The organism is Nostoc sp. C057 (genome assembly GCF_013393925.1).
Classification (GTDB): Bacteria; Cyanobacteriota; Cyanobacteriia; order Cyanobacteriales; family Nostocaceae; genus Nostoc; species Nostoc muscorum_A.
Map to the genome: position 1 here is coordinate 2,549,131 of NZ_CP040281.1, position 17,851 is coordinate 2,566,981.

The following is a 17,851-nucleotide window of genomic DNA, read 5'->3' on the forward strand; positions in this document are numbered from 1 at the left end:
ACCGCACACGGCTACTCAGTGTGTTGTCCATTTGTCATGTCGGACTTCCTAACAGCATGACCAAGGAAGTTTGGAATATCGTTTAGCCATTCCCAGTCGAATTTCCCCCAAAATTTAGAGAGCAATTCTTGGAATTTGGAGTGGTCTTTATTCCGAATTTCTTTAAGGTCAATTGCGGTCTTTTCGTCATGACAATGCCGATGTAATAGGTGCAGGTTTTTCCATTCATCCTTACCGCCTAGTGCTTTGGGGATTTGATGGTCTATTTCAATTACATCCCATTCTTGGAAGCTTAATCCGCACCAGGGACATTTACCCTTTTGAAGCTTTAGCAACTTAGCCTTACGATTGGGCATTTGGGGGTGTGTCCCTAGTCTTGAACTCCAGTAAACCAGGTCGCCATCGTAAGGGCTTTTTTCGCCTTTGACTTTTACATAGTCAGTGCTACTGCAACTAATCTCACTATGTTTTAGTAACCGAAGGGGGTTCGCTTCCCCAACCCTTGTTGCAAATACCCAGTTATCACCGCCTATGGAAATCCAGTATTTGATGTGTCCATCATTTATATTTCCACATCGGCGTTTTGCCCACCGTCGAAGTTTCAGGTATGTGAGGTAATCTTGTTTCGATAGTTCTCTGACGGTTTTGGCATCGGAGTTTGTGTAGAAAGAAGTCCATCCCCTTATTACAGGATTAAGGTCTTTTATGAGAGCCGCTTGGGGCGTTGACCTATGTTTTCTAATGATTCTTCCGATTTCCTCAATATGTGCCTTACTCGACTTCGCGGATGGGGTGATGAGGGTGTTAAAACCTAGTATTCTACAGTAGGAGTCTGTATTACTCCGGTATTTTCCGGCAAGGTATTGCTGAATATGATGACCTAGAAAGTCGAATCCAGCTTTTCCGTCCTCACTTAATTCTGATTTGAATGTGTGAGTTAACCGGGTTTTTTCAGGTTTTAACTCAAGTCCTATGGCTGCTAACCATTCCGAGACAATCTCTCGACATCTGTGGACGACGGCTTTATCTTCATGAAGAATCACGAAGTCATCGGCATAGCGGATGAAATCAGGTACAGTGGAATTTATTTGAGAGCCACTTTTCCTTTTTCCTATCTTTCTTCGGGGGAAGCTTTGCTTTATCCGATTTTCTAATCCGTGGAGGGAAATATTTGCCAATAACGGAGAAATGACCCCGCCCTGTGGTGTTCCCTCAGATGTGGCAGTAAATGCTCCTTTGTCTATTACCCCGGATTTTAACCAGGCTTTAATTTGTTGCCTGACTTTACCCTTGATGTTCAACTTTTGGAGCAGTACTTCATGGTTGATGCGGTCAAACGAAACCATTACTTAATACCCATCTCAATAACCCATCAGCAGACTTAACTGAGATCGAAGTAACTGATGTGATGCACCCACTATTTGGGCGAAGGTTTGCAGTGATATCTATATCAACCCCGCCAAGTGGTGAAGGTCATGTGGTAGTAGCCTATCAAGGTCATATGCACTTACGCATTCCAATATCTGCAACCCAATTAGCTCTCCCAAAACAGTATTTATGTACTAAGCTCACATTAGAGAGTGTGACCGAGTTGGTCACGTTAGTTAAACAATGTGAGGTTTTATGTCAATCCCACCCCGTGAAATCTGGGAACGCCTCACCCCTTCCCTCCAAGAAGTAATCACAGGCGAACTGCAAACGGTATTCCAGGAGGTAATTTATGAGTACCTCAGAACTAGTAACACTCCAACACCTGAACCGCAAAGCGATAATCTACATTCGTCAGTCTACCCCGCATCAATTAATCAGCAACCAGGAGAGCCTGCGTCTGCAATACGCTCTGCGCCAACGAGCTATAGAACTGGGCTGGTCGGATAATAACATTGAAGTAATTGACAGTGATTTAGGAATTACCGCCGCAAGTGCAGAGCAAAGACCAGGCTTTAAAGAATTGTTAGCCCAAGTAACCCTGGGATTAGTTGGAATTATCCTCTCTTATGATGTTACTCGCCTGTCACGTAATTGCTCAGACTGGTATCCCCTACTGGACTTGTGCGGTTACAGAAGTTGTTTGATTGCTGACAGAGATGGGGTTTATGATCCAAGTAGTGCCAATGGTCGATTATTGTTGGGACTCAAAGGACAAATCTCAGAAGTAGAGTTGCATACGATTCGTTCCCGTTTAAATGCCGGGATTCTGAGCAAAGCTGGGCGTGGTGAACTGGCACTGACCTTACCCGTGGGTTTAGTTCGGAATGAACTGGGAGTGGTAAACAAGCACCCAAATCGTGAAGTGATTGACCGAATTAACTTAGTGTTTGAGATTTTTGGACAACGCAAGTCAGCGTCCAAAGTCTTGGAGACGTTCAACGGTGAAGGGTTGCTGCTGCCGCGAAGGAACCGATTCGGCGATATTGTCTGGCGTAAGCCGAGCATGGCAAGTATCATCTCAATCCTGAAAAACCCTGCCTACGCTGGTGCGTTTGTCTATGGACGTACACGTACTCTTAAACGTGGTTTGGTTTCAAATCAACCACAACAAAAGCAGTTGCCAATGGCAGAATGGAAAATCCGAGTCAATGACATATATCCAGCTTACATCAGTTGGCAAACCTACGAGCATAATCAGGCACAGCTTATGGACAACTATGCTGAGTATGACCGTAATAAAACCCGTGGTATTCCTCGCCCTGGTGCAGCATTATTGCATGGGATAGTTTACTGCGGCGAATGTGGCCACAAGATGGTTGTCCAGTATAAAAACGCAATCCGCTATATTTGTAACTCCTTACGGCAGCAGTATCGTGTGCCAGTTTGTCAGTATATTCCGGCTTCGGCAATTGATGAGTACGTAGTCAATGCATTTTTTGAAGCACTGTCGTCAGTGGAGCTTGATGCTTATCACAAAGCTATCAAAACCCAACAACAGTCACAAGAGACAGTGGAACGGGCGCATTCTCAACAAATACAGCGTTTACAGTATCAAGTAGCACTAGCCGAAAGACAGTTTAATCGAGTTGACCCAGATAACCGATTGGTAGCCGCCGAGCTAGAACAGCGTTGGGAAAACGCTTTACGCGAATTAAAGCTGGCTAAAGATTACTATGCTAAACATCAGCAGCCTCAAACGGTAGACCAGATCCCAAAAGAACTCAAAGCGGCTTTCATTGCCATTGGGCAAAAACTCCCTGAACTTTGGCACAGTGGTAGCTTGACACAAGTCCAAAAAAAATCTCTGCTACGCTGTCTTATTGATAAGGTCGTTATTCATCGTGTTGTCCGTGATCTAGTTCGGACTCGGATTATTTGGAAAGGTGGCGACTCTACTACTGTTGATCTGACTATTCCAGTTGGTTCATTTGCTGAAATGACGGGAGCGACTGAATTAGAAAATCGCATCATCGCTATGAGCCAACAAGGTATTGACGACCAAACTATTGCTCTGACCCTGACTAAACTTGGTTATCGCTCACCACTGTGCAAAACTCTGTTGCCTAGTACGGTCAAAACTTTGCGGCTCAAACATCACATTTTTCACAATCGTAGCCAGTCTCATCCTCGCCGCATTTCTGGTTATCTGACAATTCCCCAAGTTGCTACAGCTTTGTCAGTTCCACCATACTGGATTTATGATCGCATTCATAAGGGCGCGATCGCTATTAGCAGAGACGAGGCAACAGGGCTTTATCTTTTCCCAGACTTACCTGAGACATTGAAGCAACTCCGAAAGCTCAAGGTTGGAGAAATCTGCAACTTACGTTTTTGATAGGAGTATCAAGATGCCTAATCAAAACATTTAGATATATCCGCGTCTAGCACGAATTTTGCCTTGTTTTGAATACAGAGTTTAATCTGTTTTATCGCATCGTGACATGACCTTCCGGGTCTAAAACCATAGGAGTTTGGCTCGAATATCGCCTCCCATTCTGGCTCAAGTGCAGCTTTTACTACAGCTTGTAGTGCGCGGTCGTACATTACGGGTATTCCTAATGGGCGTTTTTCCTCTCTTCCTGGTTTTGGAATCCATACTCTACGAGTAGGTTTGGATTTGCCAGTTAGCTTTAATTGCCCTGCCAGTTCAAGACGTGCTTTTGGGGGCAGTGACTTCACACCGTCCACTCCTGCCGTCTTTTTACCCTGGTTTTCAACTGTTACCCTACGTACCGCTAGCACCCTGTTAGACCAAGACCTCATCAGCGTCTTTTGGAGTTTGCGGCATCGCTTGACATCACCACGGCGGGAAGCAGCGTAGATGCGTTTTTGCAACTTGAAAACATATCTTTCAGTTTGTCGCCAATTGATTGTTTTCCATCCCTCGGTATTCATTTCTGAATCCGAATTAGGCTTATACATTACTACTGTTACCTCTAGCTTTCCCACACTGCGGCTTACGTCGGCTTATCCCGGCAGTTACGCCATCCCTTTTTAGGCATTACCCGTTGATTCAGGTTGGGCATTAGCTTCTTAAACCATCCCATCCCATCGTTGCTTATGGATTGACTCCTACCTGTACTTTCACAGGAGCATACGAGGGGGTTACTTCGTTCCCACTATCCATTGATTGAGTTTTTAGGGCGTGTCTTTCCACCGGGGTTCTAGGTGGTGCGCTATCTCGGTTTTATAATCCTGATAGTCCTTACCCTTATCAGATATTTCTGATCCAAGAGGTAGACTAATGTCTACTAGCTTATATCCCTTGGCAGGGTCTGACGATGGTTCAACGACACTTTGTCTGCTCTACCCGTAAACTCTTGCTTGCAGTAGATGCTTTCAGCTATTACCACCTATTCCTGCTTTCACCCCCGCTTTACATATTTGATAGTCAGTCTCGGATGTAGGGGATACCACATGTCTGGTAGTTTGTGTGCTTTTAGTCCCGCACCGGGATAGTAGGACTTGGTGTATTTTAAATTTTGGTTATAATTCAAGTGGAATTACTTAAATCTTTCCCTTCATTTTCTAGGGCGTTGCATAAATGCGGGATGATTTAATTCAATACGGGTATTTCCCAATACTTTAAATAATGAAGTAATAATCGAATTGAATATTTCAGCATATCTACTGACTTTGAATAGCACAATGTTTTGCGGTGTAGTCGGGCTAAATAGTGACGCAAGCGGGTATTTTCGCCTTCAACTCTAGTCATATATGTTTTACTCACAATTTGGTCTCCATTGGGGATAAAACTTGGGTAAACTTTCCAGCCATCTGTGATATAAAAATAGCTCTTCCAATGTTTAACAATTTCCCACAATGGCTCAAAGGTTTCAGCACTATGATCTCCTAAAACCCAGGCTAAAATACCCTGAGTAAAGTGATTTACTGCTGTCCAAAGCCAAATTTTGTTTTTTTTGAACCGATGAATGTCTCTAATTCATCCAGTTCTCCAACTTCTGGAATGATATCTTCTTTTGGCACGTCTGGAAGTTTTTCTCCTAATTTTTTGACCCAATAAATGATGGTAGTATGATGCACACCTTTAACTCGCTCAATCCCGCGAAAACCCATGCCGTTCAGGTACATTTTTAAACATTCTTGTTTCACCTCCTCTGAATATCCCTTCGGCGGATTGTACACATCTATAAATTGGCGTTAGCGAAGCGGGGCGGAACGCACGTCGCAGTTAGTACAGATGTGATTTTGCTTACCTCTTCGCTTTCCATTCTTCCGGATTTCCGTAGACCCACAGTATGGACATTGCACAGTAGATAACCTCAATTCATCCCTCTATTATGCAACGCCCATTTTCTAGCTGTCTTAGCCATTGCTCGGCTAGATTCTCTCACCTACATGGATAGTGAGTTGTCACTGGTCGAGGATTCAAGTGCGAACTCTACCCTATATGCGTTACTCAACCATTGCCAGTCATCCCCCCTTTCAGGTTTCGACTGAACGAATCGCACATAAACTAGTCCTATAAAGCATGAATATAGACAGGGACAGGTTTATGCAATGGCAGGAGCAAGTAATGCTCATGTCATTATTTCTCTTAATATTGCTTCAATGCTAAGAAATCATTTGCGCGGGAGTGGTTGTCAGGCTTATATCTCAGACACTAAAGCACATATTGAGTCGATTAATGTCTATTACTATTCCGATGTTATAGTAAGTTGTGACCAACGAGATAGAGCTTTTAACAACTTTCTGCGTTACCCTCGCTTAATTGTAGAAGTGTTATCTCCGACAACAGAAGCCTTTGACCGAGGTGATAAATTTGCTGACTACCGACAGATGGAATCACTTCAGGAATATGTACTTATAAGTCAAACTCGATTAAATGTTGAGTGTTTTCGCCGTAACCCAGAGAGTCAATGGGTACTTTATCCTTATGGACAAGAAGATATAATTCATCTGGCAAGTGTGGATTTTCGGTGTGCTGTTGCAGATTTTTATGAGGATGTTACTTTTGAATCGCTGTAATTGACAGACTACTAGTTTAAAAGCCAGAAACCAGAACCTTGAGGATTTAAAAATGTGTTTTTATAAAGCAAAATAAAAAGGCAAAAGAAGATTTCTTTTGCCTTTTCACTTTTTACATTTTAATAGAGACGCGAAATTTCAAGTCTCTATTCGTCGTCGAAATCATCCTCGTCGTCTTCCTCTTCTTCCTCGAAATCGTCGTCGTCTACGACTTCATCGGCGATTAATTCATCTTCATCATCTAGAACTGACCTTTCTGCACGTCTGCTACCAAAACCAGATTCCCCAAGAGTCGGAGAATCTAAATTATAGGTACGAGCTGTGCGGTCATCTAAGACCATATCCAGAGGATCATCAACTTCATCCAAGACACTACTGCTAATTTCAGCAGCATAATCTTCGATCGCTCCTGGCTCTTCATAGGTATTGTACCCAGTACCAGCCGGAATCAATCGCCCGATAATCACGTTTTCCTTTAATCCGCGCAGCCAGTCAGATTTGCCTTCGATAGCTGCTTCGGTAAGTACCCGTGTTGTCTCTTGGAATGATGCGGCGGAAATAAAGCTGTCGGTGTTCAACGATGCTTTGGTGATACCTAACAATACTGGGGTATACTGGGCCCTCGCACCGCCTGTAATTGCCATAGCTTCGTTCACCTGCTCAACTTGGCGCAGTTCCACCAATTCGCCGGGAAGCATGGTAGTGTCACCACCATCATCAATCCTGACCTTGTTGGTCATCTGGCGAACAATTACTTCAATGTGCTTATCGGAAATATCAATCCCTTGAGATTGATACACCATTTGCACTTCATTCACTAAGAATGTCTGTACCTTCTGCAAGGCAAGGCTAGCACAAGCATAGATTCCGTCTTCGGAACCAAGGCTAAAGAAGATTTCCAAAATTTCGTGGGGATTAGATGGGCCATCAGTTAACGGTTGTCCCGCTAATACTATTGATCCATCTGGCACAATCAAGTTTTGTCCAGGGCCCAGAGGATAATCTGTCACCACGCCATTTGATTCTACGACCTTAATAGCGATCGCTTCATCACCACTTTCAGCGTAAACTACCTTAACTTCTCCGCCCCGCCGACATAAAATACAGGCTTCTTTCGGTTTACGAGCTTCAAGTAGTTCCTCAATCCGAGGCAAACCTTGAATGATATCTCCGGTTTTGGCGCGTTCAAACACCAGCAACACCAAGTTATCACCCCGTTGTACCAAATCGCCGTCTTCTATCTGCAACACAGCACCAGGGCTGACTCGATAAGGGCGACCGATACGGGTAGTAATAACGTAGTTTTTAGTACTCAGAGCTGATTCCCCACCAGATGCAGCAGCAGCATTTTTAATATCTACTACCTGTCCTGATTCTGGAGCAAAAACTCCAGGAGCAACTTCTGTACCTTCTACTAGCAAGTCACCCACTTTCACCTTTGGCTGAGTACTAGTATTAATGGTAAGTCTGTCAGCGTCACGCAACACTAAGCAGCGACGCACGTTTTCGGTTCCTTTGCGGACACCTCGTACTTCCCCACCTTCTTTACACAAGATTTGGGTACGTGCGACTACAGAACCTGGGGCGATGGTTAACCCATCGTATACCTCAAGTGTGGTCTGGGTGCTACCTTGGGTGGCATCGGCGGTAATATCTCGACGAATTACCAAGGATTCCAAAATTACCAGTTGTAAACGTTGAACTTCTGGATCTTCAGTATCCTCTACTAATTCAATATCTGCTGCCAGGGGTGAAGCATTATGGTCTTGTTCGCCTTCTTGCTCAATTTCCAGTACTAGCTGGGTTCGCAGTAGTTCTACACCTTCAACAGATTTGACACGTTCTGAATCTTTGTAAGGTAGTCTCTGTACCGCTCTTAATTGAATCGATCGCCCGGTTTGTTGACTTACCGATGTAGTGGATGGCACATCTGGATTATCTGGTACGGCAAACTCGACTACTGGACGACTCAATAGGGCAGGGCCTTCTGGTGTCTCCACATACTGGATATAACGCAATTCCGTGGCGACATTGCCTTGGAATTCCTCACCTGGTTGGATGAAGGTGTTATCTCGCCCGATGACTGATTCTGGATCGTCCACCATCAGCAGTTCGCCTGGCTTCACTACGACTTCCCGCAGGATGTCGTTTTTCTGGGTCACTTCTACCACACCACTGTTTTGGCAGAAGATATCTTTCACGACTTCGGTGCCAGCTTCGACAAACTGACCGTCTTCCACCAACAGCAAGGAGATATCTTTATTAACTTCGTGGCTTTCTTCAGGAATCCACAACAAGGTACCGCCCTGCACGACTTCATAACCTAGCTTAGCTTTACCTTTTTTCTGGACTTCTACACCTGCGAATTTTAGGAATCCACCAGTGGTTGTGCGATAGCGGTCATCAATTAACTCAGCGACTACTTGACCATTTTGCACTTTTGTGCCTGGTGTAGCTCGGAGGTTAAATACCTGGTTGTTGCCAGTAGATACTAAGTAGTTATTACGACCTTGAGAACTTTGGACTGTCACGGTTGCCTGGTCTAAAACCACAGAAGCAGTGATAATCTCAATTTCCCTGGTACTCTTACCTGGGGTAGCTTCTGGCAAGCGCACCACACCGCCGTGTAAACTGGCTAATTTGGTTTCTGCTAAAACTCCATTAGCAGCGATCGCATCACCATTTTTCACCACCAATTCGGCCCCTGGTGGCAAGTTATAAACTTCCCCAGACAAAATCCAAATCAAACCACCGCGTGCGGCTGTGGTTGTGGTATTGCCTTGACGGTCAGTTTTTTGTTCTGGAACAACTTCGGCAAATTGCACTTCCCCTGCTAAGTCAGAGGCGACATCTTTAACTGCTTTTTCTGTATTAGTCCGAGTTGTCCGTCCACCAAGGGCAACCTCTGCCAACAACTGACCTTGTTTTACCTTATTTCCATCAAATACATATAGTGTTGAACCTTGGGTAAGATGAACCTCTTGGTTCTCTGGAGTAACATCACCTACTTTTGTTGGCTCCAAAAGCATGATGCCATTAGCCTCAACATAGAGGGCATCTTCCCCGTGGCGGGTACGATATGTTCTGGTTTTCAGTTTGCGGGGAAGTTTGACAGTCCCATCAATTTTGGAACGAACTTGTTGTGCCACTTCTCCAGTAAACACCCCACCAGTGTGGAATGTCCGCATGGTTAACTGAGTACCAGGTTCACCGATACTTTGGGCAGCAATAATCCCTACAGCTTCGCCCAAATCCACCATCTTGGCGTGTGCCAAACTCCAGCCGTAGCAGTGTTGACAGACAGAACGTGCGGCTTCACAAGTTAGTGGCGATCGCACCACAACTTCTCCCACCCCAGATTTTTCAATTTTCTTCGCCAAGTCTTCAGGAATTGGCGAATTGCGGGCTGCAATCAATTCTTTTGTGACCGGATGCACCACATCTTCGCCAATTACCCGTCCCATCAAGCGGGTTCCCAGAGGAATCAAGGTTTTAGCACCTTCTGTCATTGGTCGAATCGCTAGACCTCTAGTGGTGCCGCAGTCAAATTCCCGAATAATTACATCCTGGGAAACATCCACCAATCGGCGGGTGAGATAACCAGAGTCAGCCGTCCGTAAGGCAGTATCTACCAATCCTTTTCTGGCACCGTAAGACGAAATAATGTATTCCGTTACAGTTAGCCCTTCACGGAAGTTGGTTTTGATCGGTAAATCGATAATTTCCCCTTGAGGATCTGCCATCAGTCCCCGCATACCCACCAACTGCCGGACTTGTGAGATGTTACCCCGTGCCCCGGAGAATGCCATCATGTATACGGAGTTAAGGGGATTAGTCTTCTTGAAGTGAACGACTACTTCATCTTTCAAGGCTTCACTGGTACCATTCCAAGTATCGATTACCTTTTGGAAGCGTTCTACTTCAGTGATTTCTCCCCGTTGATAACGGGTTTCAGTAGCGCGAATTTCTTCCTCGGCTGCTTCTAAGAGTAATCGCTTAGTTGGTGGTATCATCAAGTCATCTACACTGATGGAAACCCCTGCTTTGGTAGCATAGCGAAATCCCAAATCTTTCAATTTGTCCGCCATCACTGCGGTTCGCGCTGTACCATAATTTGTAAAGGCCCAAGAAATTAAATTTCTCAGTTGACCTTTGTCAACCACGCGATTGCGAAAAATCATTTTTTCGTTAGTCATTAATCATTAGTCCTGAGTCATCAATAATTAATAATTCGTAATACTCGCCCAACGCGAGAAGCTACGTAATTCGTAATTAATTCTTTAATTACGAATTACGAATTAGAAATTACGAATTAACTTGCTAGTGCTTCCTGAATGGCATTGTTGTAAATAACGCGGCCAGGAGTTGTGTATATATACTGTGAAAGTACATTGCCCTTAGCGTCTTGTCTGACTCGACGGAACTTATAGAGTAATGTGCGGGTACCATCCTCGTTTTCCGTCACTTTCACGGGTTCTGTATCCGGCTGGTCTGATTCTATTTCGCCGTCAAACCTTACGTAAATATAGGCGTGCAAGTCAATTTGATCTTGCTGGAAAGCCATAATTACATCTTCCAGCGAAGAAAAGTAATTTCCTGCCCCTTTTGTCGCACCGGGATTTTCTGCCGTTAAATAATAGGCTCCCAATACCATGTCTTGGCTAGGCGTGATGATGGGTTTACCTGTGGCTGGTGACAAAATATTGTTAGAAGCCAACATCAACAACCGCGCTTCAGCCTGACTTTCTAACGACAACGGGACGTGTACCGCCATTTGGTCGCCGTCAAAGTCGGCGTTAAAGGCTGGACACACCAGAGGATGCAGTTGAATTGCTCTACCTTCTACCAAAATCGGTTCAAAAGACTGAATACCCAAACGGTGCAACGTTGGTGCCCGGTTTAGCATTACAGGGTGTCCTTCAATCACCTCTTCCAGCACATCCCAAACACTGGGATCATTGCGGGATATCAGCTTTTTCGCAGCTTTGATGTTATTTACCATCCCGCTACGAATCAGGCGGTTAATTACAAATGGTTGAAATAGCTCAATTGCCATTTCTCTAGGCAAACCGCACTGGTGAATTTTCAGCTTTGGCCCGACCACAATTACCGAACGTCCAGAGTAGTCAACCCGTTTACCTAACAAGTTTTGTCGGAAACGTCCTTGCTTACCCTCAATAATGTCGGACAAAGATTTCAGGGGTCGGTTATTTGCCCCTACCACAGTGCGTCCCCGACGACCATTGTCAATCAAAGCATCCACTGCTTCTTGCAGCATCCGCTTTTCGTTCCGCACAATAATTTCTGGTGCCAAAATTTCCTGCAAGCGTGCCAAACGATTGTTGCGGTTAATTACCCGCCGATACAAATCATTCAAATCGCTGGTGGCAAAGCGTCCGCCATCTAGCTGCACCATTGGGCGCAAGTCGGGAGGAATCACGGGAATAACTGCCATTACCATCCACTCTGGTTTTGAACCAGTAGCGATGAAGTTGTCAATCACCCGCAGTCGCTTAATTAGCTTGGCTCTCTTTTGTCCCTTAGCGTTGCCAATTTCTTCGCGTAGGCTTTCGGCTTCTTGTTCCAAATTGATATCGGCAAGCAAACGCAACAGCGCTTCAGCCCCAATACCTACCTCTACGCCTTGCAGCACAGAATCTTCGCTATAAATTTGGTCTTCTATTTCCAACCACTGGTCTTCACTCAGCAGTTGCTTGTAACTTAAAGTTTCGGCATTACCTGCACTCAGGACAACATAAGAGTTGAAATAGACAATCTGCTCGACATCCCGCAATGGCATATCCAATAGGATGGAAATATAGCTAGGAATGCCTTTGAGATACCAAACGTGAGCTACTGGTGCGGCGAGTTTAATATAGCCCATGCGGTGGCGACGCACCCGTGACTCGGTGACTTCTACCCCACAGCGCTCACAGACAATACCTCTATGACGAACTCTTTTATACTTACCACAATGGCATTCCCAATCTTTCGCTGGGCCAAAGATGCGCTCACAAAATAAGCCATCCATTTCTGGCTTGAGAGTTCGGTAATTAATCGTTTCTGGCTTGGTAACTTCACCGACTACTTGACCATTAGGCAATGTTCTTTCGCCCCACTGCCGAATGCGTTCGGGGGAAGCCAAGCCGATTTTTACGTAGTCAAACTGATTAGTTTGGGCAGGTCTCATACTTAAGTGCTGAGTTTCGAGTTATGAGTTTTGAGTATATTTAGTTTTAAGGTTTGAATTAAGAGATATCCAAGTGCTAAATGCCAATTACTGAGTTTTTTAATACTCAGCACTCAGCACTCAGCACTCAGCACTCTTTATTCGTCATCTTCCAGCGATTCGCGGGAAAGAGATTCATAAGTTGGTCGAGGAGGTGTGCGACGGGCTGATTGGTCTGCCATCAAATCGACTTCTACATCTAGGGAACTGCCGTCTGCTTGGGTTTCTACCTTGTGTACAGCAATATCCAACCCTAATGATTGCAACTCGCGCATTAGCACCTTAAAGGATTCTGGGGTTCCAGGTCTAGGAATTGCCTTACCTTTAACGATCGCATTTAACGCTTCATTTCGTCCTTGCATATCGTCAGATTTAACTGTGAGCAATTCCTGTAAGGTGTAAGCTGCACCAAAGGCTTCCAATGCCCACACTTCCATTTCTCCAAACCGCTGACCACCTTGTTGTGCTTTACCACCCAAGGGTTGCTGAGTCACGAGTGAGTATGGGCCTGTGGAACGGGCGTGGATCTTATCATCCACCAAATGCACCAGTTTCAGCATATAAGCCACACCGATGGTAATTGCTCGGTCAAAGGGTTCGCCTGTACGACCGTCATACACCATGATTTTGCCTGGGTTATCTGGGTTATATACCCAGTCTTTCCCTGTTTCGTCTCGTGCTTCTTGCAATTTGCCATGCACGATTCGGCGAGATGTCTCTTCACCGTACATTTCATCAAAGGGAGTAATCTTAAATCGGACTCCCAAGGTCTGACCAGCCCAACCCAAGAGGCATTCAAATACTTGTCCGACGTTCATCCGGCTGGGTACACCCAAGGGGTTAAGTACAATGTCCACTGGTGAACCATCGGGCAAATAAGGCATATCTTCTGCTGGTAATATCCGAGAAATAATCCCTTTATTACCGTGCCGTCCTGCCATTTTGTCGCCAACTTGGATTTTGCGTTTTTGGGCAACGTACACCCGGACTACCATATTGGCTCCTGGTGGCAGTTCATCGCCTTGTTCACGAGTAAACAAGCGCACATCAACTACGCGACCTTTTTCACCGTTAGGGACTCGCAGGGAATTGTCGCGCACATCCCGCGCTTTTTCACCGAAAATCGCCCGCAATAGTTTTTCTTCTGGTGGTTGGTCAGATTCACCTTTGGGTGTTACCTTACCCACCAAGATATCTCCAGCTTCTACCCATGCCCCTATACGAATGATTCCCTGTTCATCCAATTGGCGCAAGGCATCTTCCCCGACGTTGGGAATTTCCCTGGTAATTTCTTCTGGTCCCAGTTTGGTTTGTCTAGCTTCAATTTCATATTTTTCAATGTGAATTGACGTGTAAACATCATCCTGCACCAGTCTTTCAGAGATTAAAATTGCGTCCTCGTAGTTGTAGCCTTCCCAAGGCATGTAGGCAACGACGATATTTTGTCCTAGCGCCAATTCACCGCCTTCGGTGGAGGAGCCGTCAGCCAATACCTGACCAGCAACAACCCGTTCACCAATGCGGACGAGAGGTTTCTGATTTAAACAGGTGTCTTGGTTTGAGCGTTGGTACTTGGAAAGGGTGTATCTAATTTCGGAGGTGTTAGGTTTAGGACGGACGCGAATTTCTGTAGCATCCACATAAGTAACATCGCCATCGGTACGCGAGACAACCACCATCCCGGAGTCTCTTGCTCCTTGCGCTTCCAAACCAGTACCCACTAGAGGACGCTCTGGCTTGAGCAGAGGTACTGCTTGCCGTTGCATGTTCGACCCCATCAGCGCTCGGTTAGCGTCATCATGCTCCAAGAAGGGAATCATGCTGGTTGCTACCGACACAATCTGTACGGGAGATACTGCTACGTAGTCCACCTGTTCTGGTGTTGTGGTGGAAAATTCTTGACGATAACGGACTGGCACTAGTGGGCCAATAATGTGCCCAGTTTCATCTACAGGAATATCCCCAGGAGCAACCCGTAGATCGTCTTCTTCATCGGCTGTCATGTAGGCTGGAGGCAAGTCAAATCTGACTCGTCCATTTTCCACAGGTCTAAATGGCGTTTCGAGGAAGCCGTACAGGTTAACCCGCGCATGGGTTGCTAAGGAGCCAATCAATCCGGCGTTGGGGCCTTCTGGTGTCTCAATGGGGCAAATACGCCCATAGTGACTAGGGTGAATATCCCGCACGGCAAAACCGGCGCGTTCGCGGGTTAAACCACCAGGGCCAAGGGCGCTCAGACGGCGTTTGTGGGTCAGTTCTGCCAGAGGATTGGTTTGATCCATGAACTGACTTAACTGGCTGGAACCAAAGAATTCTTTAATTGCTGCTACCAATGGTTTGGGGTTCACCAAGGAAGCAGGGGTTAGCACTTCGGCATCGGATACGGTCATCCGTTCCCGAATGATTCTCTCTAAGCGGTTTAAGCCTACTCTTACTTGGTTTTGCAGCAATTCACCGACGCTTCTAACTCGACGGTTGCCTAAGTGGTCAATGTCATCGATGTTACCGATGTCATACTCTAGGTTAATTAGGTAATCTACGGCTGCCAAAATATCGCCAGCAGTCAACACCCGCATGGTGTCTGGGACTGAAAGACGCAATTTCTTGTTGAGTTTGTACCGTCCAACGCGACCAAGGTCATAACGTTTCGGGTCAAAGAAACGAGAATCTAAGAGTTGTTGTCCACCTAAGACCGTGGGTGGTTCACCAGGACGCAGTTTCCGATATAACTCCATCAGGGCTTCTTCTTCAGAAAATTGCCCTTCTTTTTCGATGGTTTTTTGGAAATATTCGGGGTGGCGTAAAGCGTCAAAGATTTCGTTGTCTGATAACCCTAAAGCTTTTAGTAGTACCTGCGCTGAGAGTTTGCGGGTTTTGTCGATACGCACCCACACCAAATCGTTACGGTCTGTTTCAAATTTCAGCCATGCTCCCCGGTTAGGAATTAAGCTAGCTGAATAAGTACGTCGCCCGTTTTTGTCGATTTCTGATTTGTAATAAACTCCTGGCGATCGAACGATTTGGTTGACAATTACCCGTTCAGCTCCGTTAATAATAAACGTGCCGCGATCAGTCATCAAAGGCAAGTCACCAATGAATACCTCTTGCTCTTTGATTTCCCCGGTTTCCTTATTAATCAACCGTGTGGGAACATACATTTGGACGGCATAAGTACTATCCCGCCGCTTGGCTTCTTCGACGCTATACTTTGGCTCCTTGAGTTTGTAGTTATGACCCAAAAAGTGCAATTCTAATTTGCCCGTATAATCTGTAATAGGACTAAAGGAGTTAAGTTCTTCTATCAGCCCTTCTTCCAAAAACCAGCGAAAGCTCGATCGCTGGATTTCAATCAAGTCGGGCAACAGAAAGGCGGGTTCCATGTATGTTTCTTTAGTCATGCCTCTTCCTTTGTCAACCTGGTAAAATTTTCCCTTGGACACTGCTGTTTTACGCTTCCCACTGCTAGTCAGTGTCCTTAGTTGTTTGGGAACTTTTGACACACTTGCTATTTACAGGTGTGGGCAAACGCAGCGATTAAAGCTGGAATGAGCAATTTGGACAAGGGGAGAATTGCCCCTAATCGGGTACTTAGACACCAAAAACTCACTATAGTCTTGATTTAAGAAGAATATACAGTTTAGATATTCCTGAGTTTTATCTACGTTCTTCATTTCCCCTCCAAAAAGCGCGTTAATTTGCTGACGCAGCTCTAGACGGTGTGTTTTAAATCCACCCGGCTATTTATATTCTCAGTGATATCTTAGATATCCTAAGACTGAGGGAACGATCCGCACCTTGTCGGTTTTGAATCAGAATTACTTCGTTTTGCTGGATTGTACTCACAAGGCAATTTCGTTTAAGGATTTTGTATAGGTTAAATACACAGAAGCCGATGTTGTGCAAAAAAGTCTAGCTCAACCTGGTTTGGCACGGTTAGTCATGTGTGGAGAGCATCCGCTTGTAGAGATTTGGAGGATGGCCAAGCCGATAACATCATTTGAAAATTAGGCTCAGAAATTTTAGGTTCCTTCCTTTATCATTATGGCGCACGCAAAATGTTTTTGAGGGAATAATATTAGCATATTTTTGTCCCCCTAGAGTTTTATTTTTTTAGCACAACTGAATAAAAGTGATTAAAGCCCACTTTTATATTGACAGACCAAATAATTCACAGGCGTTTTGGGTGGTTTGATGGGCGATCGCTTCTACCGTTTCTTGACGCAGTTTCGCTACTTGCTCGGCTACATAAAGCACGTAGGCGGGCTCATTACGCCTTTGTCCCCGTTTAGGAACTGGGGCGAGAAATGGGCAGTCTGTTTCGATCAGTAGGCGATCGCTACTCACCATCGCAGCTGATGATTGGATCGCTTTGGCATTTTTGAACGTTACCGTCCCGCTAAAGCTGATGTAGAAGCCTAAATCGAGAAACCATTGGGTTTCTTCTGGCGTTCCTCCCCAGCAATGCATAACACCCCGCACTCTTTCTCCCTTAAGTTTCCGCCATTTTTGCAACACTTCTCTGGTTGCTACAGCAGCATCGCGGCAGTGGATAATTACTGGTAAATTGAGTTCAGATGCGATCGCTAGCTGTGACTCAAATACCAAAAGCTGATGCTCATAGTTATCAGCTTTATAAAAATCAAGCCCCATTTCGCCAATTGCTACCACATTCGAGTCAGAACTAGCTAAAGTTTTGATTGTCTCGGCTGTTTCGCTATTCCATTTCTCAGCATCTAGAGGATGTAATCCCACGGCAAAGCTGATTTCAGGAAACTGGTGTGCTATGGATTGAATGCTGGAAAACTCACCTGGGTGAACACAGGAATGTACTAAACGCACTACTCCTGCTTCTTGCCACCGCGATCGCACTGTTGCTAAATCCGGCTGAAAAGTATCAAAGTTGAGATGAACGTGCGTGTCTATCAGTTGCATTCTTTGTCATTAGTCATGAAATTGTTAGCCCCGATCGCGACTAAGGACAAATCATCCTTCGGGTAAATCTTTTTCCTGTGGTAGCCACTAAGCGATCACCAAATTTTCCAGAGGGAACGCCACTTGTTTTAATTGGCATAAACAAAACCAGTTACTCATGGTGCTACCCTGCTGTAGAAGGGTTAAAAGGCACAGAGTAAATTGGTGTGTGTGTGGAAACCCTCAAGATTACACTAACTTCAAATGAGCAACTGGCGTTTTACGCCAGTT

Annotated in this window: 8 protein-coding genes and 1 pseudogene; 2 read left to right on the forward strand and 7 right to left on the reverse strand. The window is 45.3% G+C overall.

Annotated elements, in window-relative coordinates; genetic code table 11:
• Positions 1-11 precede the first annotated feature (11 nt).
• Positions 12-1,346, reverse strand: a complete 1,335-nt coding sequence (locus tag FD724_RS11185; RefSeq protein ID WP_179072680.1) for a reverse transcriptase domain-containing protein — start codon at positions 1,344-1,346, stop codon at positions 12-14.
• 374 nt (positions 1,347-1,720) lie between these two features.
• Here FD724_RS11185 and FD724_RS11190 point away from each other — a divergent pair, with 374 nt between their 5' ends.
• Positions 1,721-3,766: a recombinase family protein gene (locus FD724_RS11190; protein WP_179072681.1), complete on the forward strand. Its 2,046-nt coding sequence runs from the start codon at positions 1,721-1,723 to the stop codon at positions 3,764-3,766.
• A gap of 17 nt (positions 3,767-3,783) precedes the next feature.
• Here FD724_RS11190 and FD724_RS11195 read toward each other — a convergent pair whose 3' ends face one another.
• Both FD724_RS11195 and FD724_RS11200 read right to left on the reverse strand, forming a co-directional pair.
• Entirely contained in the window at positions 3,784-4,353 is a 570-nt protein-coding gene (locus FD724_RS11195) for a reverse transcriptase N-terminal domain-containing protein (protein WP_218651516.1), read from the reverse strand.
• Positions 4,354-4,987: 634 nt separating this feature from the next.
• A pseudogene (locus FD724_RS11200) lies at positions 4,988-5,703 on the reverse strand (IS1 family transposase).
• A gap of 249 nt (positions 5,704-5,952) precedes the next feature.
• On the opposite strand from FD724_RS11200, the gene FD724_RS11205 reads away from it, so the two are divergent.
• Positions 5,953-6,420 (forward strand): Uma2 family endonuclease, encoded by a 468-nt coding sequence (locus FD724_RS11205; protein WP_256874525.1) that lies wholly within the window; start codon positions 5,953-5,955, stop codon positions 6,418-6,420.
• A 146-nt stretch (positions 6,421-6,566) separates the two neighbouring features.
• Here the strand turns inward: FD724_RS11205 and FD724_RS11210 are convergent, their stop codons facing one another.
• From FD724_RS11210 to FD724_RS11225, 4 genes are all read right to left on the reverse strand, one after another.
• Entirely contained in the window at positions 6,567-10,616 is a 4,050-nt protein-coding gene (locus tag FD724_RS11210; RefSeq protein ID WP_179072682.1) for a DNA-directed RNA polymerase subunit beta'', read from the reverse strand.
• A gap of 116 nt (positions 10,617-10,732) precedes the next feature.
• On the reverse strand, positions 10,733-12,610 hold the full coding sequence (locus FD724_RS11215; protein ID WP_179072683.1) for a DNA-directed RNA polymerase subunit gamma: 1,878 nt from the start codon (positions 12,608-12,610) through the stop codon (positions 10,733-10,735).
• 137 nt (positions 12,611-12,747) lie between these two features.
• Positions 12,748-16,047 (reverse strand): DNA-directed RNA polymerase subunit beta, encoded by a 3,300-nt coding sequence (rpoB, locus tag FD724_RS11220; protein WP_094350031.1) that lies wholly within the window; start codon positions 16,045-16,047, stop codon positions 12,748-12,750.
• Between the two features lie 748 nt (positions 16,048-16,795).
• The gene (locus FD724_RS11225) at positions 16,796-17,581 is read right to left on the reverse strand and encodes a TatD family hydrolase (RefSeq protein ID WP_179072684.1); all 786 of its coding nucleotides are present in this window, start codon (positions 17,579-17,581) and stop codon (positions 16,796-16,798) included.
• Positions 17,582-17,851: the final 270 nt, after the last annotated feature.